Raw genomic sequence first — 22,942 nt, forward strand, 5'->3', positions numbered from 1 at the left:
AATTGTTGACATGGATATACTCACATAGCCTGTCCCGAAATCAATCGTGGGCAGGTCATGCAACAAGTGGGTTCACAGACAGGTGTTTCAATTATCGGCGCGGGCGAGCGCGGCGTTTATTTCATCGGCAGCCGCATTGCGGAAGCCGTGCATGAAACGGGTTTGCGCATTGTTGGCGTTGTTGATCGCCTGCGTGAACGTGCAGAAATGGCTGCCGTTCACCTCGACGCAATCTACGCCGCGGCAGGGATCGATCACCGGGTCAAGGTCTTCGCGAGCGTGGACGAGGCGATTGAACATCCGGACACTCGCATGGTGCTGGTGACAACCCATACCGACAACCACCGCGAACCGGTCGAGAAAGCAGCGGCAGCCGGCAAGCGCGTCTATCTCGACAAGCCCATTTCGGTGACCTTGGAAGACGCCGAGACCATTGCCCGGGCGGAAGCTCAATCGGGCAAGCCGATCATGATGGGTTTCACCAGACGATACGAGCGGTCCTGGATCGAGGCGGTCAATCTGGCGCACGGTGGACGCATCGGCGCACCGAAAATGGTGTTGCTTCGCTCGGTCATCCCCTACACCCGCTATCTCCAGCTCTGGCATCGCGATCAGGCCCGCTCCGGTGGCGCGCTCAACGACAAGGGGTCGCACCACTTCGATGTCCTGAACTGGCTGGCGGGAGAGGCCGCTCCCCGGACCGTTGTGGCTCTGGGCGGCCGCTCGGGAATATTCAAACCGGATCCGGAGGCGCCGGCCCGATGCAGGGACTGTTCACGCGAATGTCCCTACCGTCGCCATGAGACACTGATCGACAAGTTCGAAGGCGTTGGCCGTGTGCCGAATGCCAGCTGGCTGACGGCGAACGAGATCCATGACCGCAACGATACGTGTGTTTTCCATCCGGGAGCCGATATCGACGATCATGCCGTTGTAACCGTGCAATACGAAAACGGTCTGGTGGCAACTTTGTTCTTCGCGATTTTCGGTCCCTGGTCGGAAGATCAGGAGACTCTCGAGGTTGTCGGCGGCTCGGGGCGTTTACGCATGGAACGCCACTCCGGCACGATAGACCTCGTCGAAAACCACGGCCACACCCGCTCGCAAATCCGCTTCCCCGATCCCGACCGCGGTTCGTCCCACTACGGCGCCGACCGTGAACTCGTGCGGCGCATGCAACGGTTCGTCAACGGTGAGGCCCCACCGGTCGGCGTTGCGGAAGGGGTCGCATCGCTGCGTCTTGTGCATGCCGCCCAGAAGAGCCTGCGAAACGGCGGTATGCCTGTCGATCCGGGGTCGGCCGATTTGACGTCCGGGGGGATTGGATGACGGTCAACGCCCCCTTGCCTGAACGGCTGACGCCGATGGCATCGAGCCTGGGTCTTCGCCCCTTCTACGGTGACATCCACAACCATTCCGATCTGTCCTACGGCCACGGCTCGTTTCCCGGCGCCTTGAAGAAGGCGGCCTTGCAGCTCGATTTCGTTTCCGTGACCGGACATGCCCACTGGCCCGACATGCCCGTCGGCGAGCCGAGCGTCGCCCATATCGTCGATTTCCACGTCAGGGGATTTGAGAAGCTGCGCAAGGCCTGGCGCGGGCACTATGAGCTCCTCCGGGCCGCGGACCGTCCGGGCCGGTTCTGCGTGTTTCCGGGTTACGAGATCCATTCCAGCGCGCATGGCGACTACACCATCGTGCTTGCCGACCTTGACGGCGGCCCGCTTTGCATCGAGGACACGCCCGGGACACTCAAGGCGGCACTCAAGGCCCGGTATGGCGATCGCGCGCTCGCCTTTCCCCATCACATCGGATACCGACAGGGCGCCCGTGGCATCAATTGGGGGACCTTCGATCCGGAACTGTCACCCTTCGTGGAAATGTTTTCCATGCATGGATGCGCGGAACGCTCCGAGACCGACCGCGGCTACCTGCATTCGATGGGGCCTGTCGACGGGCACTCCACCATGGCCTACGGCCTAGCGGCGGGGCACCTCTTCGGTGTGGTTGCAAATACGGACCATCACAGCGGTTTCCCCGGTTCCTACGGGCATGGGCGGATGGCTGTCTATGCACCGATCCACGACCGTGATGCGTTCTGGCAGGCCATGCGCGCGCGCCGCACCAACGCGCTGACCGGCGATCGCATCCATCTTCTGGGTCACATTGACGGGATGGTCCAGGGCGGAACCGTGCCCCCATCGGCATCCGCGCAATTGCAGATCGAGGCTGTCGCGGGCGGCGCCATCGACCATATCGATGTGATCCGCAACGGAAAACTGTTCCGCCGGTTTTCGCCTGCGATCGAGCCGGCCGAGATCGATCAGTCGGACGGCGCGGAAGTCCTCATCCATTTCGAAATGGGATGGGGCGCGCGTGGCCACAGCCACGACTGGACCGGCGAGATCGTTCTGGATGGTGGGGAGATCCTGTCCGTCGAGCCGCGCTTTCGCGGGCCTGAAATCGTGTCGCCTCTCGAAGGCGAGGACACCGGCCACCGTCTTCCGTCGATTGGTGCGGATGAACGCTCGGTACGCTTTTCCGTAACCGCCGAAGCCAATCCGAACAACACGACGCCGTCGACCCAGGGACTGATGATCAGGGCCCGCGTGGACCGCGATTGCGAAATCGCCGCGGACCTGTGCGGGCAGGAAGTGCGCGTTCCGGTTTCGCGCCTGGCGGAAGGCGCCAAGAGCGGAAATCTGGGGCTGATCGACAGTCCCGCCTGGCGGTTCCACCAGATCGCGCGTCCAGGCGAATGGCAATGGAGCGGAACAACCTCGCTCGGCCCCCTGGAGCCGGGAGAAACCATTTACCTGAGGCTGCGGCAGGACAACGGACAGACGGCGTGGTCGTCTCCGTTCTTCTGCAGCTGAATATCTGTGACAAGGAGCGGACATGACAAGACTTCCGAAAATTCTAGCCTGCGCAGCGGCTACAGCGTTCATGGCAACGGGTGCCGTGGCCGCCGATCTGAGCATTGTCCACGGGTCCGTCGGACGCGATCAGGAAGTGCTTCGCAGCCAGCTTGACAAGTTCGAGGCCGAGACCGGAAACAAGGTCACGATCGTCTCGATGCCGGAAAGCACGACCGACCAGTTCGGCCAGTACAAACTGTGGCTGGCGGCCCAATCCAGCGATATCGACGTCTATCGGCTCGATGTGATCTGGGCGCCGCAACTCGCTCAGCACTTCGTCGACTTGAAGCCTCATGTCGACGATATCATCGAGGATTTCGTGCCTGCGGCCATCGAGAGCCAGACCGTCGACGGCAAGCTTGTTGCCCTGCCGATGTTCCTGGGGGCGCCGGCGCTTTATTACCGCACGGACCTTCTGGAGAAATACGGCGAAAAGGTACCGGCCACCTGGCAGGAACTGACCGACACCGCCAAGAAAATCATGGAAGAAGAGCGTGCAACCGGCAATTCCGACATGTACGGATTTGTTTTCCAGGGAGCGGCCTATGAGGGACTGACCTGCGACGCCCAGGAATGGGTCCACTCGTCGGGCGGCGGCCGTATCGTCGAACTCGACGGCTCGATCGGGATCAACAATCCGAAAGCCGCCGCTGCGCTCGATCTGGCGGCGAGCTGGGTCGGCGGCATCGCGCCGGAAGGTGTTCTCAACTACAAGGAAGAAGATGCGCGCGGCGTTTTCCAGTCGGGCAAGGCGGTCTTCATGCGCAACTGGAACTATGCCTATGCGCTTGCCGCCGGCGACGACAGCGCCGTGAAGGGCAAATTCGGTGTGGCCGTCCTGCCGGCAGGCGAGGGCGGCGAGAGCACGGCCACGCTCGGTGGCTGGCATCTCGGCGTATCGAAATATTCCGAGCACCAGGAAGAAGCGATCAAGCTGGTGCGGTTCCTCAACAACTACGAGAACCAGAAGGAACGTGCCATCGTGACGTCCCGTCCGCCGACGCTCAACGCCGTCTACACAGATGCCGAAGTGGGGGAAAAGCAGGAATTCATTCCGTTGTGGAAGCCGGTGGTCGACAATGCGCTGCCGCGTCCGTCGGCTGCAACCCTTCGCAAGTACAACGAAGTTTCGGCTGCGTTCTGGACCGCCGCACACGATACCTTGTCCGGCAAGGCTCCGGCTGCAAAAAACCTTGCAAAGCTCGAAGCCGAGTTGAAGCGCCTGCGCGGTTCGCGCTGGTAATCCCTCGAAATTGCGGGCCTGCACTTTGCAGGCCCTTTTTCCCGGAGCATGTCCATGCAGAAGACAACACGGCGATCACGGCTTTCGCGCCAGCGCCTGACAGCCGCCTGGCTGTTTCTGTCGCCGATGCTGATCGTCCTGTTCGTTGTCGCCGCCTGGCCGCTCTGGCGCACGGTGTGGTTCAGCTTCACCGATGCGTCACTCGATCTTATGTCCGAAGCCCGCTGGGTCGGTTTCAGGAACTATCTTGAATATGTCGATTTCGGCGACGGTGACGGTCAGTATTACGGCCTGCTCACCGACGCGCGGTGGTGGCGCTCGGTTTGGAATACGGTCTGGTTCGCAGTGGTTTCCGTTTCCTTCGAAACCGTCTTCGGGCTGATCATCGCCCTTGTTCTCAACCAGCAATTCTTCGGCCGCAGTCTGGTCCGCGCCGCTGTGCTCATACCCTGGGCGATCCCGACGATTGTCTCGGCGAAGATGTGGGCCTGGATGATGCACGACCAGTTCGGCATCCTCAACGACATGTTCCTGCGTCTGGGACTGATCTCGGAGCGGATCGCCTGGACGGCCTCGCCGGATACGGCCATGGTCGCGGTGCTGATCGTCGATATCTGGAAGACGACGCCGTTCATGGCGCTGCTCATACTTGCCGGTCTGCAGATGGTTCCCGGCGACATCTACGAGGCAGCCCATCTCGACGGCATTCCGGCCACGCGTATTTTCCGCAAGATCACGCTCCCGCTCATCATGCCGGCTGTGCTGGTCGCGGTCGTCTTCCGCGCGCTCGACGCGCTGCGCATTTTCGACATCGTCTATGTGCTCACGCCCAATACGGACGCGACACGCACGATGTCCGTTTTCGCCCGCGAGAATCTTTTCGACTACGACAAGTTTGCCTATGGATCGGCGGCGTCCACGCTCCTGTTCCTGACTATCGCGCTGATCACGGTCACCTTTATCATGGTGACGCGGATGGATCTGGAAGGGAAACGGGCATGAAGCGGTCTTTTCTCGCGCGCATTGGATTTTATGTGCTGGTCGCCGTCATCATCTTCCAGGCCATCTTCCCCTTCTACTATGCCATCCTGACATCGCTGGAGAGCGGGCAGGCCCTGTTCGAGGTCAACTACCTGCCCGCGGCCCTCGATTTCAGCAACTACCGGGCCATGCTTACCGAAGGTGTTTTCGATCGGCAGATACTGAATTCCGTCTTCGTCGCGAGCGTCGTTGTCCTGTTCTCGCTGGCGCTTGCCGTGACCGCGGCCTATGCACTGTCGCGCATTAACTTCCGGTTGCGTGGGCTCCTGTTGCTGACCATCCTGTCGGTGTCGATGTTCCCGCAGATCGCGGTGCTTTCGGGTCTGTTCGAGGTCATCCGGGCATTCGGGCTCTTCAACTCGCTCTGGTCGCTGGTCTTCTCCTACATGATCTTCACCTTGCCGTTCACCGTGTGGGTGTTGACCACGTTCATGCGCAACCTCCCCGTGGAAATCGAGGAAGCGGCGATAATGGATGGTGCCTCGGCGCTCACCATCGTGCGCCGGGTCTTCCTGCCGCTCATGTGGCCGGCAATGGTGACGACAGGGCTTCTTGCCTTCATTCACGCCTGGAACGAATTCCTGTTCGCCCTGACCTTCCTGTCGACAGACAGACAGCGGACCGTTCCCGTGGCAATCGCCCTGATTTCCGGACGCAGCGAATTCGAAATCCCCTGGGGCAACATCATGGCCGCGTCCGTCATCGTGACGCTGCCGCTGGTCGCCCTTGTCCTGGTTTTCCAGCGAAAGATCGTATCCGGCCTGACCGCCGGGGCAGTGAAAGGATAAACAATGGCAACGGTCGAACTCGCCGGCGTCTGCAAGTCATTCGGAGCAGTTGACGTTCTCCACAACATCAACCTCTCACTCGAGAAAGGTGAATTCATTGTCTTCGTCGGTCCGTCCGGTTGCGGCAAGTCGACCCTGCTGCGGCTTGTGGCGGGTCTTGAGGACATCACCAGCGGGGAGTTGCGGATCGCGGGCGAACCTATGAACGATGTGCTGCCTGCCAGGCGCGGCATCGCCATGGTGTTCCAGTCCTATGCGCTTTATCCGCATATGTCGGTCTATGAGAACATGGCGTTCGGTCTCGAGCAGGCCCGGCTCTCAAAGGCGGAGATCAGGTCGCGAGTGGAAACGGCCGCCGCGATGCTTCAGATCGAGGGCCTTCTCGACCGAAAGCCTAAACAACTGTCGGGCGGTCAGCGTCAGCGCGTCGCCATCGGCCGCGCCATTACACGCGACCCTCGGGTCTTTCTCTTTGACGAACCGCTCTCGAACCTTGATGCGGCCTTGCGTGTCGACACCCGCATCGAAATCGCCCGCCTGCACGAGCGACTTCCCGACACCACCATGATCTATGTCACCCATGACCAGGTAGAGGCTATGACCCTGGCAGACAGGATCGTGGTTCTGAACAAGGGGCGCGTCGAGCAAGTCGGCTCGCCGATCGAACTTTACGAGACCCCGGCCAGCATGTTCGTGGCGGGTTTTATCGGCAGTCCGCGCATGAATTTCGTCTCGGGTGAAGCGGCGCGCAAAAGCGGTGCCGCAACACTCGGAATCAGACCCGAACATATCGGCCTGTCGCGTGACGCCGGAGAATGGCAGGGAACCGTGTTCCTGACGGAGAAGCTGGGGAGTGACACCTTCGTTCACGTAGATGTCGACGGCGTGGGAGCGATCAATGTCCGTTCCGAAGGGGTGAGCAACCTGGTTCACGGCGACACCGTCTGGCTGGATCCCGATCTGTCGCGCATCCACCGCTTCGATGAACAGGGCCAACCGATCACCGGCAGGGTTTGAGCGCCATGAACGCAGCATACAAACAAGTTGCCCTTTCACCGGAAAAGGCGAATGAGACCGGGACGCCCATTGCCGTGATCGGCAACGCCAATCTGGATATCGTCGGCGGCATGCTCTCCGGCTGGCCGGACAAGGGAACAGAGGCCTTCCTCGACCTTTCCGACATGCGCATCGGAGGATCGGCGGCCAATACCGCTCTCGTCCTGGACCGCCTCGGCATGGAAAGCGGGCTGATCTCGGCGGTCGGGTCGGACCTTTCCGGAACGATGATCGAAACCCGGTTCGCCGGTCCGCTCGATCGGATCATCCGCATCGACGGACCGAGTTCCGTCACCTTCGGACTTTTGCATCCAGGTTCCGAGCGCACTTTCTTCTCGACGCGCGGCCACCTCGACCACTTCGGTGAAACCCAGGCCATGCAGGCGCTCGAGGAATGGCCGCTGAACGGCGCGCTGGTTCTCGTCAGCGGCAGCTTCGCGATGCCCGAACTGCTTCACCCGACAGCCTCGATGCTGTCCTTCCTGAAAGACCAGGGCGCGCAAACCGCAATCGATCCGGGCTGGCCGGGGGAGGGCTGGACGCCTCACAACATCGCGCTCATGCGCGAATGGGTATCTGTCAGCGACCACATCCTGATCAACGACAAGGAACTCCTTGGCCTGACGGAGGCCGGCGACCTCGGCGAAGCAACCCGCAAATTGTCGGGCATGCTTCAGGGCTCCGCGGTCGGGGTGGTCAAATGCGGGGCCAAGGGAGCCCTGTGCATTCTGCGGACCGGAAGATGCGAACAGATCGCGGCGCCAGCCGCCGAGGTACTTGACACGATCGGTGCCGGGGACGCGTTCAATGCGGGCTACCTCGCGGCGATTGCGCGCGGATGGTCCGCTGTCGCCGCCACCAGGGCCGGCTGCCGTGTCGCCACTGCGGTGGTGACGGATTTTCCCCGGCAGGAGGGGCCACTCGTGCTGGACGAGGAAGACCCGTCGAGATGAACATTCTCCTGCTCGTCGCCGACGATCTCGGCCGCATGACCGGTTGCTACGGGGAAACGGCCATCCGGACTCCCAACATCGACGCGCTCGCCGCCGAGGGCACGCGCTTCGACATGGCCTTCACCTCCACTGCATCATGCTCGGCAAGCCGGTCCGTCATCTATACCGGCCTGCACACCCATGAAACCGGCCAGTATGGCCTTCACCACGACCATCACCATTTCATGACCGTTGCCGATGTCGAAACGGCACCGGCATTGCTGAATGCCGCCGGCTATCACACCGGCATCATCGGCAAGGTGCATGTCGGGCCGCCCGAGGTCTATCCGTGGGCCTTGCGGGAGGAAAGCGCGACGCGTGATGTTGGCTGGGTGGCTGAGCGTGCGGAGGCCTATTTCGGTGACCGGGTCAAAGATGGCAATCCGTTCTTCCTGACGATCGGTTTCATCGATCCGCACCGTGACGAGACGAGGGGCGGGTTCGGAAACGAGAAGTTCGGCGCCGACGATCCGGTGTTCTCGCCGGACGATACGCTCGTTCCGTCCTTTCTGCCCGATCTGCCCGAGGTGCGTGAGGAACTTGCCGAATACTACCGTTCGGTCCACCGTCTCGACCGGGGCGTCGGCATGGTGCTTGACCGGCTCGAAAAAGCGGGGCTTGCTGACGATACGCTGGTCGTGTTTCTTTCCGACAACGGATCGCCGTTCCTCAACTCCAAAACGACCCTGTTCGACGCCGGTGTCCACTTGCCGCTCCTCATGCGCCGGCCCGGTCAAAAGGCAGGTGTGGTCAATCCCAATCTCGTCTCGTTCACGGATCTTTTGCCGACATTCCTGGAGGCTGCGGGTCTCACGCCGGAGGCCGGGAGGCGCAAGGGCCGCTCCCTCTTGCCGATCCTCGAAAACACTTCGACACTGCCCGCCTGGCAGCTCGTCTTCGGGTCGCATACGTTCCACGAGGTCACCAACTACTGGCCGACACGCTTCCTGCGGACACGGCGCTACAAATACCATCGAAATGTGGCCTGGCAGCTTGATTTTCCGTTTTCCGGTGATCTCTATGGGTCTCTGTCGTGGCAGGGCATGCGCCTCCAGCGTTCGGTGATGATCGGTGACCGGCCCCTCAGGTCCTACATCAGGCGGCCGCCGGAGGAGCTCTTCGATCTGCACAATGATCCGGGCGAGGTGAATAACCTTGCCGAAGATCCCGAATACACGGCGGCCTTGATGCGCTATCGCGCATTGATGGAAGAATGGCAGCGCAAAACCGCCGATCCATGGCTTTACAAGGATGGTATTTCCGTGCGCGCTGTAGAACACCACCTCGCCAACGGACTTGAGCTTCCCGACCGCTTCGACTTTGATCCCGACAATCCGTGACGATTTCTCATGCCGGTTTGAGTTGAAGTGGAGGTGCCATCACCGACACAACAACGCTCAGGAAATGCCCATAAGAGGTTGGCGGTCGTCAGCTAGTTATATTTCTTAAGGTCGGCGGCAACACACGTGCTCGCCGGTTCCAGGAAAGCATCCAGAAACTCACTTTAGTGACAAGGAGCGGAGTGAGACCCGTTTCGGCAACCTCTATCTTCGCTTCGTTGCGAATTTGGAGGGCAAGACCAATGGGTGAAAGTATTCGCTATGCATGCGGGATGAGTTTCCTGGGTGATTTTATGCTCGCAAGCTCTGCCAAAGGCATTGTGGCTCTTGAGTTCGGTAGTACACGAACCGCGCTGAAAGATGCTCTGTTAGTCCGTTTTCTTGATGTTGAATTGGAGAAAGACGAAGAGGGGCTTGCAACCGCCATGCACATTTCTGGAAATCTCATCGACGGCCTGACGGCAAACAGTGATCTGCCGCTCGATTTGCGAGGGACGTCCCTTGAAGTCGATGTTTGGGATATGCTGCAGGAAATTCCTTCCGGACAAACCACAACCTATGGCGCGCTGGCGGCGAAGCTCGGAATACTGGATGCGCGCGTTGTTTCCGAAGCGGTTGCGGCCAATCCGGTGGCTCTCATTGTACCGTGTCACCGCGTTATCAGAAAGAACGGTTCCATATCCGGTTACAGATGGGGCGTTTGGCGCAAGCGTGCGCTGTTGGCGCGCGAATTGGAAGACGCCAGGCGCACAGCGTGACCCAAGATCCTGAAGACCAGAACAGCCCACTGGAAAGTCCGAGCTTGTTGTCAGTACAAAGTGACAACTTGCAAGACGTATTTGCTGGACCTGTAGAGGTGATCAGACTGTCGCTCGTGTCGGCTAATACCGCCTTCAAACGCTATCCTGGCTTTTCCCTGATGCGGTTGGTTACTGCCCGGCTAGATCTGGACGAAATCGAAACACAGCATTTGTCAGATATTTTCGGTATCGACCCGAGACGCTCGGAACCAAATGTCGCGAAATTGTTCGACGAACACCTGCGAAAGTCGATCTCCCGCTACGATCTGCACAGTCTTTTCACCGACGACTGCAAGGCGCTTTACCATCACGCGATCCGCCCAGCAGGGTACGATTTTTATCGCGGCGAAGTCGATCCGGAGGGGATGAGGGAATGGCGTGCCTGCTATCGTGGGATGTCGGGCGCACGGCAAATGCTTGCTGCATCCATCGTCTGGCTCTACCGGGCCGGGAAAGACAAAGTTTGGCTGAGGCGCGTGCCGTGCACATGGCAAGCCGCGGAGGCGATTGCCTGCATGCAAACCGCCGGCGTTCTGACCGATTGGGCGCGCCTCTATCTTCTGTACCCTGGCTGGTAGCCCGCAAAAGGATCGCCTGAATTTCAGAAAAGCCTGAATACGGTGGTTTTTCCCAGCAAAAAGGTTTCGCCTGAAGTGAAACGGACTTCGATGGCTCCGTTCCGTGTCATTTTCCAGTCCGCGTGGCCCGCAGCGACAAGCTGGCCGATGGACCTGACAACGAACGCCTTATCCGGGTTGTCTTGCGCAAATTCGACAAATGCATCGACGGTCTGCGCGGTTCCGGGCGGGCTTTGCTGCCTGGTCTTACTATCGAAATCGTCGCACGGGCACATCGTCGTGTCGGTTCCTGTTTTCGTCAGGCTAGCCGGTTGCCGGCATAGGCTCGAGTGCCGGCGAAAGGAATGCTAAAGGGCTTTTCGGAACGTCAGATTTATCCGCATGCTTCCGACCAATCCGTGAACGCCTTTTTTCAAGGCGGGTACCCCGTGGTGGAAGAGCCGTGACGGTCCTCCCCAAACTACAATGTCACCATGGTTCAGCGCGTATTTCCTGACAGGATCCTCACGCTTCAAGCCGCCGAACTGAAAAATCGCCGGGAGCCCGAGCGAGACGGACACGATCGGGTTGTCGAAGTCGTGCTCGTCCTTGTCCTGGTGCAGCGACAGGCGCGCTCCCGGCTCGTACCGGTTGATCAGGCAGGCATCAGGATGGAAATCGTGATAGCCGGCCCGGGATGCCGCGCTGCCCGCCAGTGAGCGGAAACACACCGGAAGAGGAGGCCACGGCTTGCCGGTCTCCGGGTCGATACAATCGTAGCGATAACCCGAACGATCGGTGACCCAGCCGGCAGAACCGCAATTCGTCAGGGCAACCGACATGGTGAACCCGCCTGGCGTCACCATGTGCCGGAAGGGCGAGCGGGCCGCGATGCTGTCGATTTCGGCAAGGAGATCATGCTCATGGGAAATCGCTGCCCCGCGCAGGAGGCATGCACCATCGGTTATGACTTCGAATGCCGGCTCGAGCGGAAAGAGCGTTTCAGTTTGAGTGCTCATGTTAGGGCCTGCAAGAATGCGTGATGAGGGACGGGTGATAGATGGGCTGGTAGCCGGCCCGGAGTACCAAGACGGTGGACGGCGGCGTTAGCAGCCAATCCACCTGCCGGAGGAGTTCAGGTTTTTGATAGCCTTCATTGGTCCAGCGGTGGGCAAAGCCACCGTAAAGGGTGTAGGCATCGCCATTGGCTGCGACCATCGCACCGTCCGGCAGGTCGCTCAGGCAGGAGGTGACGGGGTGCAAACGTTTACGACCGTCCTTGAGACGCTCGGCATGAAGCTCTGCATCGATCCGGGGAGCCAGAGGTGGCGCTTGCTGTTTCGCCGCGGCCCAGCACGTACGGTATCGTTCTGCGGCCGTGCGCCTGCAATAAAAACACGGGCGGTGGCCGGCCGCCAGCGCCACGGCCTCGTCGAGGAAGAACAGTTCTGTCCAGCTCCGACGCGCCATCACTTCCCGATGACAACCCTTGAATTCACGTTGGCAGATGAGCCAAGTTCGCGACGACCATCGGCGGTTCAGCAGGGTCTTCGTTGCCGGGTCGTGGATGATGCCCCGATTGCCGGTGAGAAGGCCTCGTTGTGAAATAGCGAGGATCTCTCCAAAGGGGGTGATACGATTTTGAAGGGGCATTGAGTGCTTTCGTGCGACTGGCCATGCATGGAGAATTCGGACCTCCCCGCATCATGGACTGCGCCGCCACGGTCCGCACTCCGAAATTTAGCATCAAACCCGAATGCGCGCAGCTGGCGATCTGCCATGCTTCGTTTACAAAAAGTGCGGAAAGCGCGGCCAATGTGAAGCAGTGTTCGCGGGGAGGGGAGCGCCAGCCCTGTTCACATATCGCCTGCTCCCTGCGCTTTGGTTGACGTAGGTATTTGGAAAGACCTCCTATTCGACTTCGAAAGTCAGTGTCTCCCGGAGGGGCCTCAAGGCATTTGCCTGCCCCGCCCGTATTTCGAAAGCTGTCTGAGCCGAGTTGCCGGAAACATCCTCAATCGTTGTGTCCACAACTACCCGATATCGACCGCTTTGCCAGGGTGAGGAGGGTATGAAGGACCAACCCGCGGGACTTTTTTCGATACGGAAGCGACCATTCACACGCAGCCCGCGATCGTTCACAACCAGCAGCCGTCGAAACGCGTTCACGGCATCCAGTAAAACGAGGGTCCGAACCGTCAATGGCTGATTTGAGCCGTTGACTGGCGTTTCGAAGGTCCAGGTATTCAAATCAACGCGCTGCTTTACTGCTTCAGAGGTGCTGAACGACCAGTTGTATCCCCGGCCAAGCCTGTTTCCATCGGCATCTCGCAGGTCTCTCGAAACCTTGAGCCTGTAGTGGCCTTCTGGCTGCAAGGGGGGACCATTGCGGAGGTTGGGTTCCACTCCGGTCTTGAGGCGGCCGGGATCCAGAAGTATCGTCAAACGTGTTTGGGATGCATCCCAGAGACCTCTTGGAAGGTTAAGGAATGGACTGTAGATCTGTGCCCCGTTTTCATCGAAAAGCGAAATGTTCCGGTAAACATCGCCTTGCGCCATGGGCTTGGAAAAATACAGATAAAAACGCAGGACATTTGCCGGTACCACTTCCGCCCCCGGCTCGACAGTCAGCAGTTCGCTGCGATTAAATTCTTCCGAAGGCCTGATTTGGAACGTTGCAGTCACGATATTCCGTCCGGTGCACACTTGACTCCAAAAACAGTCAGTCTCGACCTCAACGCGATAGTCTGTCCCTTTCTGAAAGGGAAAACTCGGTTGAAACTGGATGGAATGTTCTGCGTAGGCGATACGCCCGGAAATTGCGCGGTCGGACTCCTGACCTTCGACAAAGACACGCAGTGACTTTGGATTGAAGTGTCTGCCTTCCGGCGCAACATTCAGCGTTACCGACCCATTGTCTGTGCGCGGCAGGACAAGCCATTCTGGCGAGTTTTGCGTCGAGGCGAAGGCTGGTACTGGCACCAAAAGTGCCAATACCATGAGCGAGGTTGCCCTTTTGAGGCGCATGATCAACGCTCCAGAACTTCAAAGTTCCGGAAGCCGAATTTGTCCGGTGCGCTCGCGAAATTCATCTCAACGACGTGCGGGGCACGATCCAGGAAGAATGGAAGCGGAATGGAAACCAGATCCATTTTTCGGGCATCATCCATGTTGCGCCGGATAGAGACCGACCAATAAGGGTTCAGCATGTCGAGATGGAGTGCTTCCGTCGGCATCGGGAACTGGGAAACGCCGGCCGGCCCGAAATTGGCGTCGACACCGGTCGGCATCGGTTCCGCATGGGCAATTTCATCCAGCGCGATCCGTTTTGCGGAACGGCTGGTGTTGGTCACCAGAATGTAATCGTTTTTGTCCATCGGGTCGGTGTAACTGATCATGTCGATCGGCGTGTTGCCGTAGCCAAGTTCACCAATCATCTCGCCGCGCACCCTCGCACCGTCGTTCAATTCGCTGAGCGGAATTCGAACGAGGGGTGTGCAGGCATAAGCAGCGATCATGGTTGGAACACCGTTCAGCTCCCGGATCTCCTGACTGATAATCGGAGCACGCGTCTCGAACTGGGCATGCACAGCGTGCCAGATTTCGATCGACGATGAGCTTACCTCTCCGTCAAAGGGATACTTAATTCGGCGAAGTTTGGAGGCGAAATCACCTGTTCCGACGCCCGCCACAAAAATCTCGCCGTTGTAGAAGTCAATGTCGGTGATCGACAGATCTCGTACTGACTGGCCGAACTCGAGCTTTTCGTCATCTGCGATTTCGCCTACTGAAACCTGGCTGTGTTCGGCCTGTGTCAAATCGGCAAGTTCGACAGATCCTTTGTTTACCTGAACGATGACGGGTGTCGCGTCCGGACCCACACCCCGGGAAACCGAGAGGAAGATTTGCTGCGACGGTCCGTGAACGACCATGTCGTTGATCAGGACATCATAGGGGTGCACCCCCAACAGTGCGGCGATTTCCGCATCAATGCTCTTGACCAACGTCCACGCCTCAAAGGTTTCCGGGCGCCCCAGAAACACGTCGGCCTGATCGTTGAAATAATCCGGAGCAAAGTCGAAGGCATGAACCATTCCGGCCTTTGTATCACCGATGAAGAGGACGTCGTCGGCCCCGAAGGTCATTGAGCCTGCCGACGATAGAACGTCAGCTGAGTATGCGAGCTGCGCGCCGCTGCTCATCAGCGTCCAGGTGAAGGACAGCACTGCCAGTTTTCCGAATTTGAACATGTTGAGTTCCTTGATTTGATTAGCTGAAAGTTCATGGCGGCAGGGAAATGTTTGTTGGCATTCCTGGCCACCTGGCCTGCACCCGCATGAACATGGCTGGTAAGCCGTTCACTCTGCGGGTGCAGATCATCTAGGCGCTGCCGTTGTCGGATCAGACCTTGTTGATCGAGTTGCCGCCGTCGGCAATCATCGCCGATCCGGTGACAAAGCTTGAGCGGTCCGATGCGAGGAAAAGGGCTGCCTGGGCGATCTCAGTCGGTTCGGCAAGACGCTTCAGGGCGTGCAGGGAACTCAGGAAGCCCACATGATCCGGATCTGTGAGGTCCCCTGCCAGCACGGTCTTCGTGCCCCCTGGGAGGAGCGCATTCGCACGGACACCGTCAGCACCATGCTCGGTGGCCAGTGCCTGAACCAGACCGACCAGGCCCGCCTTGCTGGCGGAATAGGCGGCCCAGCCTGGGAAAGAGGCGGTGTGCCCGACAAAGCTTGAGGTGAAGATGATCGAACCACCGCCCGCACGCTTGAGCGCGGGTATCTGATGCTTTGCGGCGTAGAAGGCGCTGGTGAGATTTGTCTCGAGTACCTTCTGCCAATTCTGACTTTCCATGTCAGGAACTGGAACCATATCACCGACCATGCCGGCGTTGTTGAATGCTGCGTGGAGGCCACCAAACTCCTTTTCCGCAGCCTCTACGAGCTCCTCAGCAAAGTGTTCGTCACAAACATCACCGACGACAGAAACAGCACGGCCGTTGTTTCGTCTAATGTGGCCTTCGACGTTACGAAGTTCTTTCTCCCTCCGTGCCCCCAACACAACGTTTGCGCCCTCCGCAGCAAACAGGTTGGCGGCCGCTGCCCCGATCCCGCTGCTCGCACCGGTGATGATGACTGTCTTGTCCTGCATATGCATTTTAGCTTCTCCATGAATTGCGATGAGGTGAAGCTAAAGCGAAGCAATGGGCCGAGAATATCCGTTTCAGGCTGTCTAATTTACAAAATCACGCCGCTCGTTCGAAACGAAAAAAGCCAACTACCATAATCACTTGGTAGTTGGCTTGCGATTGCTGTATAGGAGTCGCTGTGCCCGGCAATCCGCGCCGGTCGGGTGTTGGAAAGTCAGGCCTTGGCCTCCAGCGTCAGGAGCGCCCGCTTGCGCTCAACGCCCCATCGGTAGCCGGACAGTTCGCCGTTGCTGCGCACCACCCGGTGGCAGGGAATCGCGACCGCAATCCTGTTCGACGCACAGGCTTGGGCCACAGCCCGAGCCGATTTGGGATCTCCGATCATCTTTGCGACTTCAGCGTAAGTACGGGTTTCACCTGCCGGAATTTCCCTCAAGATATTCCAGACACGTTGCTGAAAGACCGTCCCTTGAATATCAAGCGGCAGATTGAGGCCGAGGCCCGGAGTCTCGACAAAACCAACGACCTGCGCGACTTGCCGCTCAAATTCCTCGTCTCCGCCAACAAGCTCGGCCTTCGGGAAACGGTCCTGCAGATCGTGAACAAGCGCTAGTGCGTCGTCGCCAAGAGTAATGGCGCAGATACCTTTCTTGCTCCGCGCAACCAGGATCGCGCCGAGGCTGCACTGGCCGACCGCAAACAGGATCTCTGTATTCGCGCCGCCTTTCTTGAAGGTCGAAGGCGTCATGCCGAGGAAGTCGTTCGAATTCTCGTAGAACCGGCTGTTAGAATTGAAGCCAGCATCGTATATCGCAGTGGTGACGCTGACATCGTCATTGGCAAGTTTGTCGCGCAGTTTCTTGTTCCTGTGCGCCACGCCATAAGCCTTGGGCGACAATCCTGTGGCCGCCTTGAACACGCGACTAAAATGCGAGGTGCTCAGGCCGGTCGACTTGGCCAGATGGCTCAGGTTCGGCTGGCTGCCGGATCCTTCGATCAAGCGGCAGGCCGCGATCACGATTTCCGTGTTCAATTCCTGAAGCGATTGCCCGCGCGGTGTGCATCGCTGACATTGCCGATATCCCGCTTCCTCCGCTTCGTCAGGGCCAGCGAAAAACTGGACGTTCTTCACCTTCGCCCGGCGGGAAGGGCATGACGGCCTGCAGTAGATGCCGGTAGTGCGGACGGCATAGACAAACTCGCCGTCGGCTGTCTCGTCCCGATCAAGCACCTTTTGCCAGCGCGGGTCGATTTCGATCTCCTTATCCATGATAGCCAAGGATACCTCTGTTTGATTGCTTTCCGAAACCTTTAGCCGCAGCTAGATATCGTTTCACTCCGTTCCATGCGGTCAAATCCGCAAAGTCGGCGCAGCTTTCAGGCCGCATCGTGGAAGATGACACCTAGCGTGTGCCGACTTCCCTCACGAACCCTGCTGACGCCGTGCCGCATGTTGACGCGGTAGAAACCGCGAGTGCCCCGTGCTGGGCGGTTGCGAACGGAGAATACGACGGCATCTCCTTGCTGCAGGGAGACTACTTCGGCGCGGCTCTGCATTCTGGGGCGTTGTTCGGTCAGAACGAATTCCCCGCCCGAAAAGTCTGTTTCCGGGTCGGACAGCAACACAGCCGCCTGAAGTGGAAAGAGCATTTCCCCATAGACGTCCTGATGCAGGCAATTGTAGTCGCCAGGGCCGTAACGCAGCAGCAAGGGAGTGGGCTTCGTTTGGCCAGCCTTCGCACACAGCTCCAGGTAGTCTTTGTGGGCTACCGGAAACTGCGTTTCCAGTCCCATGTGTTCTTGCCAAGCATTAGCGGTCGGCACCAGCAGGGGATAGATCATTTCGCGCAAGGCCTGAACCAGCGGAGGCAGGGGATAGGCGAAATACTTGTACTCCCCCTTGCCGAAGCCGTGTCTTTGCATACGGATATGGCTGCGGAAACCGGTTCCCTGATCGTAGAGCGCGGTAACGGCCCGACACTCCGGCGGCGTCAGTATCCCGGAAAGGACGGCCGAACCCATTTCATCCAGGTTGTGCAGGAAGGTGTCTATGTCGTTGGCGGCAATTCTCGGCGCCAAGGCGGAGTTTTTACTCATCTTGTAATCCAAAACTTACGCAGCTCACGGCACCGTCACGCCTTGCCTATGGTGCGGCGTCTTCAATCCGTAGCTCCGGGACAGTGATCGTCGGCGCAGTGCGTGTTGAAGGCATTTGGCCACGGCAGGAACCTTCCGGCTATCCGTTTTGCGCTTTCGAACCAAGGTTCCGATTGGCTCAACCATACGAGCGAGGAATTTGGTGGCTGACACCTTGACGTAGGCTGGTATTGAAATTGCCTGCACGATCCGCAGGGGTCACTTCAGGAGTGAAGTCTGTCCAACTCAGCAATTCTCGCACCTCGCCGCCTGATTTGGGTGCCAAAGGTTCTGTATTCGAAGAAGACAAGTATTAGCGGCAAAACCACTCGCACCTAATCCAGCTGGAAGATGGGATCGGTGACATGTCGTTCGAGCGGCTGCCGCGCGGATTACTACTTACACCGGCATTCTGATTGCACATCGCCCTCGTTCACCGGACGATACATCCATCCTGTCCGTTTTGCCCTACCTGCCGGAAGAGCATCGAGGACTTGTCGATTTCTGCCGCTCCATCCACCGCTTCGACCGTGGCGTTGGCATTGAGTTTCACTGACTGGAGCAAGCCGGTCCTGCCGGCGAAATGCTGGTCGCGTTCTTGCCCGGCATTGGATCGCCTTACCTCAACGCCGAAACGATCTTGTTCAACGCCGGTGTCTACTCGCTGTTCATCATGCAAAGGCCTGGTCAAAGGGTTGGGAAACCAAATCCAATCTCGTCTCGTTCACCGACTTGTTGCTGACATTCGTGGATGCCGTAAGCGCCAAACTAGAAGACGGACTTCGCAAGGGTCGCTCTCTTCTGTCGCTATTGGGAAATGAATAACTGTGTTTCTGAGAATACGGTTAGAGGGTTCTGTGCCTTATATTTGGAGAAAATGAGTTGGCGCTGTTCATCGGATCGTTCACTCAGTCAAATGGGCAAGTTCCTGGAATGAAGGGAGCTCAGGTCTAAGCTGGCCTTTGAAAGATTGAGCCGGCCGAGGAGATCGCGACCGGTCATTTTGCCAGTAATTCAGAACAATCAGTCGCGTGGATCATTGCTGCCTGTCGAACGTACCAGCCAATCGGCGAATTCGGCCGCTTCCGTCTTGCCGCGTTTCGGGTTCACAACGATGTAGTTGCGGTTTTCCAGCACCGACAGGCCGAAAACGGGAACAAGCCGACCAGTGTCAACTTCCTGAGATATTAATGTGGGAGGACAGAGGGCGATGCCTTGGTGTGCAAGTGCCGCATGAACCAGAAGCTCAAAATCCTCAAAGATATCGCCTTCCGCCGCCCGCCGTGCGTCTATGCCGGCGCGTTCGTGCCATAGCTTCCATGCGCTCGTGTCGAAGTCATGAAGCAGGTTTGCATTTTTGATGTCGGAGGGAGCGTCAAACGGACCCTGGCTTTCCAGATAACCGGCAGAAGCAAACGGCTGCACTGCACCGCTAAAAAGCGTTCGAGAGCTGCCGGCACCTTCAAAGCCTGCATCGATGGCGCAGATCAAGACGTCCGCCTCCCAGTGGTGCACGTCGTCGAGACGATGGATGTAGGTGAAGCTAAGCTGCACGTCTGGCAGGCATTTGCGCAGCTCGCCCAGCCTTGGGAGCACGATTCTGGTTGCGACCGAAGGGAGTGTTGCGATCTTGAGCTGCGTTTTCTGCTTTGCTTCGATAAGTCCGTCGACTGACTGGTAGATCGCATCAAACGCCCCGGAGATCGTGGCGGCCAGGGTCAGGGCAGCTTGCGTTGGCTTCATGGCGCGCCTGCTTCTGTCGAACAACTTCATTTCCAAATCCGCCTCAAGAGTCCGGATCTGCTGGCTAATTGCTCCTGCAGTAACATGAAGGTCTTCAGCGGCCTTTTGGATGCTGCCGCAGCGTACAAGAGCTTCAAACGCTCTGAGCGCAACAAAGGAGGGTCGACGAGGCATACTTTAGATAAACTAAATAATATAGAAAAATCAATTCGTTTGTCTTCCGAAGCTGATTGGCGTTCATTTTGTGGATAGCAAAACTGCAGGGAGGCAGACGTGATTGTAAGGACACTGCGTGAAATTGCGGGAACGGAGCGTGATGTGAACTGGGGCAACGGACAGAGCCGCAGGTTCCTGCTCGAGGCGGATGGAATGGGCTTTGCTTTTACCGAAACGCTTATCCTGGCAGGAACCGACATCTTCATTCAGTACCGTAATCATCTGGAGGCGTGCTACTGCGTCGAAGGTGAAGGAGAAATCCAGCGGGAGGGAGGCGATACGCACCCGATCGCACCCGGCACGCTTTACGCGCTGAACGATCACGATCCGCATTATTTGCGTGCCTGGACGGACATGCGCCTGATCAGCGTCTTCAATCCGCCTATCAAGGGTAACGAGCGGCACAATCTGTCCGGCGATGAAACGTCCTCATACTGAAATGGAAAACGCAGCATCCAGTGCGTGCCGTGAAATTGGCGCGTTTTACGAGCGCCTGGGTGTGGGCGCGGTCTTTCGGAACCATCAGCCAGATTGTCAGCGTGCCTGTGAGAACGCTCAGTCCATGCTGTTGGTTCTGAAAGATTGCCTTTTCAAATCTGGCCTTCATTCCTCGATTTCGGGAGATTCGGAATGACCTCACCAGTTGAACTGACCCTGGCGGACGCGCGCAATAAAATTGCCAGCAGAGAGTTGTGCCCCGTGGACTATGTCCAGGCCCTGCTCGATCGGATTGCGGCCTTTGACGACAGGTTCAATGCGCTGATTGAAGTCGCCGCGGAACAGGCACTTGCTGCCGCCAACTCGTTGACGCGGGGACGGCCTGACCGGTCCCGACCAATGTTTGGTATTCCGTTTCTGGTGAAGGACATCATAGATGTCGAAGGTTGTGTGACCACTTGCCAGTCGCGTGCTCACAGGCGCGCGGCGGCCCGCAGAAACGCGGATTGCGTGCAACGTCTTTTGGACGCCGGTGGCATCTTTCTGGGCAAGACATCCCTGGACGAATTTGCCCTTGGTGGGCCTCATTTCGACGCACCTTGGCCGCCCCCTCGGAACCCCTGGAATCGCGACTATACGCCCGGCTCGAGCTCCGGTGGCAGCGGTGCAGCGCTCGCAGCGAAATTTGCGCCGCTTGCACTTGGAACGGACACTGGTGGATCAATTCGCAGCCCAGCCATGATGACGGGTGTTGTGGGCCTGAAGCCGACTTTCAACAAGCTGTCGATGCGAGGCGTACATCCTCTTGCGCCCAGCATGGACGTGCTTGGACCGATGGCGCGAACTGTCGAGGACGTTGCCTTGGCCTTTCGCAGTCTTGCAAGACATCCTGTTGCCGTTGCGCGGGAACCGGTCGAAGCTCCGAGACTTGTCCGGCTCGATCATCTCTGGCGTGAAGAGCTCGTTGCGACGGGAGAGACCGCTGAGCTCTTCGACAAGGTTCTGCGAGAGCTGAACACTGCAGGCTCGGTGATCTCGAGCCGGCGCACGGCAGCCCTGAAATGTTTCAACGCAGCAGGCTGGGTCACACTCTTTGCCGAGGCTTTCCATGTTCACAGGCGATCGCTTTCCTCTCATCCGGAGCGATATGGGCACCTTACGCGGGAAAAATTACTACGCGGCGCTCATGTATCGGTCGCCGACTACATCAATGCGCAGCACCTTCGCGAGCAATTGACGGCCGCCATCGATGATTGCTTGATCGAGGCAGAAGGCATTGTCTTGCCGGTGAGTGCCATGCCGCCGTGCAGGCTGGAAGACAGCACCGCCATGGCCGAACTGTCCGCGGCCTCCCTTCGCATGATCTGCAATGTGACCGGCCATCCTGCCCTGGCACTGCCGACCGGACTGAGCGGGCAAGGCCTGCCCATGGGTATTCAGGTCATCGGCAGGAAGGGCCAAGAAGAAGAATTGATAGCTATAGGTTCCTGGATCGAAAGACATCTTTCGACCTGGAAACCGGGCACCAGTCCGGTTCTATCCCGCACGCCGAAGGAAAATGAACGGCTTGCGGCAAAACGATCTTCAAATCACCGGAACTGAACGAGAAGGCGCATTTTCGGCTCCGGAAAGGCTCGAAACACAACCGGTTCGATTTGAAGACGAGCGTTACAAAAACATCAACAGAGGGAAACCAGATGACTATCAAACGCTCCACTCTTCTCGCAGGTCTGGCCATTTGTGCAAACATGGCTCTTGCGCCGACCGGGCATGCGGACGGGCTCGTGGAAGCCGGACAGCTACTTGTCGGTTCCGATCTGACCTATCCGCCATACGACTATCTGGACGATGCCAATCAGCCCGCCGGTTTTGACGCCGAACTCGCGACCGCGCTGGCAAAGGCTGCCAATCTGCAGGTGAAATTCGTCGATACCCGCTTCGAGAACCTTATCATCGGTGTTTCGAGCGATCAGTTCGACGTAATTGCCTCGACACTCTATGTGAAGCCGGAGCGTGCCAAACGGGTCGATTTCCTGCCGTACATGAAATCCGGCATTTCGATTGCCGTTCTGCAGGGAAGTGAATTCGCTTTCCGCACTCTCGAGGAGCTTTGCGGTCATTCCTTCGCGTCGGTGAAAGGCTCCGCCTGGTTGCAGCGGGTAGAAGAGCTCAATCAAACAACTTGTGCCGGCGACGAGATTGACGCGCGCGAATTCCCAACAGCGCCGGAGGCCACCCAGGCACTCCTGTCCGGTGGAGTGGATGCCCAAGTAGAAGATTCAGCAGTCCTTGGAGAGGCAGCAAGAAAACTGAACGGGCGCATCGTCATGACGAATGAGGACCAACTTTATCCGGTGATCGTCGCGCTGGGATTGAAGAAAGGTAACACGGAACTAGCAGAAATCCTTGAAAATGCGATGTCGGTGATCAAGGCCAACGGCGAGTACCGGGCCCTTTTGACAAAATACAACGTCGCAGCCCCTACCGACGGCGAATTCCGTGCAGCGGTCGGCCAATAGGTC

22 protein-coding genes and 1 pseudogene are annotated in these 22,942 nt (G+C 58.5%); 13 read left to right on the forward strand and 10 right to left on the reverse strand.

The window, feature by feature from the left end; all coding sequences use genetic code 11:
* Nucleotides 1-57: 57 nt before the first annotated feature.
* From B0E33_RS18650 to B0E33_RS18695, 10 genes are all read left to right on the forward strand, one after another.
* Complete coding sequence (locus B0E33_RS18650; protein WP_077292029.1) at nt 58-1,329, forward strand: Gfo/Idh/MocA family protein; 1,272 nt, start codon at nt 58-60, stop codon at nt 1,327-1,329.
* Nucleotides 1,326-2,876, forward strand: coding sequence for a hypothetical protein (locus tag B0E33_RS18655; protein WP_077292030.1), 1,551 nt, complete (start codon nt 1,326-1,328; stop codon nt 2,874-2,876). The genes B0E33_RS18650 and B0E33_RS18655 overlap by 4 nt, the downstream gene beginning before the upstream one ends.
* Before the next feature lie 22 nt (nt 2,877-2,898).
* Complete coding sequence (locus B0E33_RS18660) at nt 2,899-4,161, forward strand: ABC transporter substrate-binding protein (protein WP_077292031.1); 1,263 nt, start codon at nt 2,899-2,901, stop codon at nt 4,159-4,161.
* Between the two features lie 54 nt (nt 4,162-4,215).
* Nucleotides 4,216-5,163: a carbohydrate ABC transporter permease gene (locus B0E33_RS18665; protein ID WP_077292032.1), complete on the forward strand. Its 948-nt coding sequence runs from the start codon at nt 4,216-4,218 to the stop codon at nt 5,161-5,163.
* Nucleotides 5,160-5,990 carry a carbohydrate ABC transporter permease gene (locus B0E33_RS18670; protein WP_077292033.1) on the forward strand — a complete coding sequence of 277 codons (831 nt, stop codon included), beginning with the start codon at nt 5,160-5,162 and terminating at the stop codon, nt 5,988-5,990. The genes B0E33_RS18665 and B0E33_RS18670 overlap by 4 nt, the downstream gene beginning before the upstream one ends.
* 3 nt (nt 5,991-5,993) lie before the next feature.
* On the forward strand, nt 5,994-7,007 hold the full coding sequence (locus tag B0E33_RS18675) for an ABC transporter ATP-binding protein (protein WP_077292034.1): 1,014 nt from the start codon (nt 5,994-5,996) through the stop codon (nt 7,005-7,007).
* A 5-nt stretch (nt 7,008-7,012) separates the two neighbouring features.
* Entirely contained in the window at nt 7,013-7,999 is a 987-nt protein-coding gene (locus tag B0E33_RS18680; protein WP_077293441.1) for a carbohydrate kinase family protein, read from the forward strand.
* On the forward strand, nt 7,996-9,378 hold the full coding sequence (locus B0E33_RS18685) for a sulfatase family protein (RefSeq protein WP_167579564.1): 1,383 nt from the start codon (nt 7,996-7,998) through the stop codon (nt 9,376-9,378). Before B0E33_RS18680 ends, B0E33_RS18685 begins: the two co-directional genes overlap by 4 nt.
* Nucleotides 9,379-9,620: 242 nt before the next feature.
* A complete protein-coding gene (locus B0E33_RS18690) occupies nt 9,621-10,136 on the forward strand; it encodes a methylated-DNA--[protein]-cysteine S-methyltransferase (RefSeq protein ID WP_077292036.1) in 516 nt (171 codons plus the stop codon).
* Entirely contained in the window at nt 10,133-10,756 is a 624-nt protein-coding gene (locus tag B0E33_RS18695; protein WP_156912434.1) for a hypothetical protein, read from the forward strand. The genes B0E33_RS18690 and B0E33_RS18695 overlap by 4 nt, the downstream gene beginning before the upstream one ends.
* Nucleotides 10,757-11,103: 347 nt before the next feature.
* Here the strand turns inward: B0E33_RS18695 and alkB are convergent, their stop codons facing one another.
* From alkB to B0E33_RS31635, 10 genes and pseudogenes are all read right to left on the reverse strand, one after another.
* Complete coding sequence (alkB, locus tag B0E33_RS18705) at nt 11,104-11,754, reverse strand: DNA oxidative demethylase AlkB (protein WP_077292039.1); 651 nt, start codon at nt 11,752-11,754, stop codon at nt 11,104-11,106.
* Between the two features lies 1 nt (nt 11,755).
* Nucleotides 11,756-12,388: a hypothetical protein gene (locus B0E33_RS18710; RefSeq protein WP_077292040.1), complete on the reverse strand. Its 633-nt coding sequence runs from the start codon at nt 12,386-12,388 to the stop codon at nt 11,756-11,758.
* 258 nt (nt 12,389-12,646) lie between these two features.
* A complete protein-coding gene (locus B0E33_RS18715) occupies nt 12,647-13,762 on the reverse strand; it encodes a hypothetical protein (protein ID WP_077292041.1) in 1,116 nt (371 codons plus the stop codon).
* A 2-nt stretch (nt 13,763-13,764) separates the two neighbouring features.
* Nucleotides 13,765-14,985 carry a hypothetical protein gene (locus tag B0E33_RS18720; RefSeq protein ID WP_077292042.1) on the reverse strand — a complete coding sequence of 407 codons (1,221 nt, stop codon included), beginning with the start codon at nt 14,983-14,985 and terminating at the stop codon, nt 13,765-13,767.
* A 151-nt stretch (nt 14,986-15,136) separates the two neighbouring features.
* A complete protein-coding gene (locus tag B0E33_RS18725) occupies nt 15,137-15,895 on the reverse strand; it encodes an SDR family oxidoreductase (protein ID WP_077292043.1) in 759 nt (252 codons plus the stop codon).
* A gap of 206 nt (nt 15,896-16,101) precedes the next feature.
* Nucleotides 16,102-17,157, reverse strand: a complete 1,056-nt coding sequence (gene ada / locus B0E33_RS18730) for a bifunctional DNA-binding transcriptional regulator/O6-methylguanine-DNA methyltransferase Ada (RefSeq protein ID WP_077292044.1) — start codon at nt 17,155-17,157, stop codon at nt 16,102-16,104.
* 107 nt (nt 17,158-17,264) lie between these two features.
* Nucleotides 17,265-17,984: a 2OG-Fe(II) oxygenase gene (locus tag B0E33_RS18735; RefSeq protein WP_077293443.1), complete on the reverse strand. Its 720-nt coding sequence runs from the start codon at nt 17,982-17,984 to the stop codon at nt 17,265-17,267.
* A 472-nt stretch (nt 17,985-18,456) separates the two neighbouring features.
* Nucleotides 18,457-18,702 carry a hypothetical protein gene (locus B0E33_RS18740; RefSeq protein WP_156912435.1) on the reverse strand — a complete coding sequence of 82 codons (246 nt, stop codon included), beginning with the start codon at nt 18,700-18,702 and terminating at the stop codon, nt 18,457-18,459.
* A 344-nt stretch (nt 18,703-19,046) separates the two neighbouring features.
* The gene (locus tag B0E33_RS18745) at nt 19,047-19,766 is read right to left on the reverse strand and encodes a LysR substrate-binding domain-containing protein (protein ID WP_265733499.1); all 720 of its coding nucleotides are present in this window, start codon (nt 19,764-19,766) and stop codon (nt 19,047-19,049) included.
* 39 nt (nt 19,767-19,805) lie between these two features.
* Nucleotides 19,806-19,940: pseudogene (locus B0E33_RS31635) on the reverse strand (LysR family transcriptional regulator); the annotation flags it as partial.
* 99 nt (nt 19,941-20,039) lie between these two features.
* Here B0E33_RS31635 and B0E33_RS18750 point away from each other — a divergent pair.
* From B0E33_RS18750 to B0E33_RS18765, 3 genes are all read left to right on the forward strand, one after another.
* The gene (locus tag B0E33_RS18750; RefSeq protein ID WP_077292047.1) at nt 20,040-20,420 is read left to right on the forward strand and encodes an ectoine synthase; all 381 of its coding nucleotides are present in this window, start codon (nt 20,040-20,042) and stop codon (nt 20,418-20,420) included.
* 192 nt (nt 20,421-20,612) lie between these two features.
* Nucleotides 20,613-22,022 carry an amidase gene (locus B0E33_RS18760; RefSeq protein ID WP_077292049.1) on the forward strand — a complete coding sequence of 470 codons (1,410 nt, stop codon included), beginning with the start codon at nt 20,613-20,615 and terminating at the stop codon, nt 22,020-22,022.
* A gap of 182 nt (nt 22,023-22,204) precedes the next feature.
* The gene (locus B0E33_RS18765; RefSeq protein ID WP_206051376.1) at nt 22,205-22,939 is read left to right on the forward strand and encodes an ABC transporter substrate-binding protein; all 735 of its coding nucleotides are present in this window, start codon (nt 22,205-22,207) and stop codon (nt 22,937-22,939) included.
* Nucleotides 22,940-22,942: the final 3 nt, after the last annotated feature.

The sequence above is a fragment of the Roseibium algicola genome, from assembly GCF_001999245.1.
In the GTDB taxonomy this organism is placed as follows: Bacteria; Pseudomonadota; Alphaproteobacteria; order Rhizobiales; family Stappiaceae; genus Roseibium; species Roseibium algicola.

What these genes read in the sequence shown, in the direction of transcription:
- ada (WP_077292044.1), bottom strand. Translation starts at nt 17,157, where the DNA reads ATGGATAAGGAGATCGAAATCGACCCGCGCTGGCAAAAGGTGCTTGAT.
- B0E33_RS18650 (WP_077292029.1), top strand. Translation starts at nt 58, where the DNA reads ATGCAACAAGTGGGTTCACAGACAGGTGTTTCAATTATCGGCGCGGGC.
- B0E33_RS18715 (WP_077292041.1), bottom strand. Translation starts at nt 13,762, where the DNA reads ATGCGCCTCAAAAGGGCAACCTCGCTCATGGTATTGGCACTTTTGGTG.
- B0E33_RS18690 (WP_077292036.1), top strand. Translation starts at nt 9,621, where the DNA reads ATGGGTGAAAGTATTCGCTATGCATGCGGGATGAGTTTCCTGGGTGAT.
- B0E33_RS18710 (WP_077292040.1), bottom strand. Translation starts at nt 12,388, where the DNA reads ATGCCCCTTCAAAATCGTATCACCCCCTTTGGAGAGATCCTCGCTATT.
- B0E33_RS18725 (WP_077292043.1), bottom strand. Translation starts at nt 15,895, where the DNA reads ATGCATATGCAGGACAAGACAGTCATCATCACCGGTGCGAGCAGCGGG.
- B0E33_RS18720 (WP_077292042.1), bottom strand. Translation starts at nt 14,985, where the DNA reads ATGTTCAAATTCGGAAAACTGGCAGTGCTGTCCTTCACCTGGACGCTG.
- B0E33_RS18680 (WP_077293441.1), top strand. Translation starts at nt 7,013, where the DNA reads ATGAACGCAGCATACAAACAAGTTGCCCTTTCACCGGAAAAGGCGAAT.
- B0E33_RS18685 (WP_167579564.1), top strand. Translation starts at nt 7,996, where the DNA reads ATGAACATTCTCCTGCTCGTCGCCGACGATCTCGGCCGCATGACCGGT.
- B0E33_RS18655 (WP_077292030.1), top strand. Translation starts at nt 1,326, where the DNA reads ATGACGGTCAACGCCCCCTTGCCTGAACGGCTGACGCCGATGGCATCG.
- B0E33_RS18760 (WP_077292049.1), top strand. Translation starts at nt 20,613, where the DNA reads ATGACCTCACCAGTTGAACTGACCCTGGCGGACGCGCGCAATAAAATT.
- alkB (WP_077292039.1), bottom strand. Translation starts at nt 11,754, where the DNA reads ATGAGCACTCAAACTGAAACGCTCTTTCCGCTCGAGCCGGCATTCGAA.
- B0E33_RS18665 (WP_077292032.1), top strand. Translation starts at nt 4,216, where the DNA reads ATGCAGAAGACAACACGGCGATCACGGCTTTCGCGCCAGCGCCTGACA.
- B0E33_RS18735 (WP_077293443.1), bottom strand. Translation starts at nt 17,984, where the DNA reads ATGAGTAAAAACTCCGCCTTGGCGCCGAGAATTGCCGCCAACGACATA.
- B0E33_RS18660 (WP_077292031.1), top strand. Translation starts at nt 2,899, where the DNA reads ATGACAAGACTTCCGAAAATTCTAGCCTGCGCAGCGGCTACAGCGTTC.
- B0E33_RS18670 (WP_077292033.1), top strand. Translation starts at nt 5,160, where the DNA reads ATGAAGCGGTCTTTTCTCGCGCGCATTGGATTTTATGTGCTGGTCGCC.
- B0E33_RS18675 (WP_077292034.1), top strand. Translation starts at nt 5,994, where the DNA reads ATGGCAACGGTCGAACTCGCCGGCGTCTGCAAGTCATTCGGAGCAGTT.
- B0E33_RS18745 (WP_265733499.1), bottom strand. Translation starts at nt 19,766, where the DNA reads ATGAAGCCAACGCAAGCTGCCCTGACCCTGGCCGCCACGATCTCCGGG.